The sequence below is a fragment of the Helicobacter salomonis genome, assembly GCF_017979425.1.
Classification (GTDB): Bacteria; Campylobacterota; Campylobacteria; order Campylobacterales; family Helicobacteraceae; genus Helicobacter; species Helicobacter salomonis.
Genome location: NZ_JAERIS010000070.1, coordinates 1 through 230, shown reverse-complemented (window position 1 = coordinate 230; position 230 = coordinate 1). Strand labels below are relative to the sequence as shown.

At 40.9% G+C, this 230-nt stretch carries 1 pseudogene; it reads left to right on the top strand.

The features are described from left to right. Positions 1–230, top strand: a pseudogene (locus KCO92_RS07305) (protein phosphatase CheZ); the annotation flags it as partial.

Below are 230 nucleotides of genomic sequence, written 5' to 3'. Positions count from 1 at the left end.
AGAAAAAGCTGAAGGGTGTTTGGATTCTTCTATGCAGGCTATGGATATTATGCAGTATCAAGATATTCACCGCCAAAAGATCGAGCGGGTTATTAATGTCATGCGCGCGCTCACCCAGTATATGAATTCTTTATTTGAGGGCAATATTGAGGATTCTAAACGGGTTAGCTCTGCCTCTTATATTGTTGGCGATGATAATGAAAGTGTAGCGAGTGAAAGCGATATTGAAG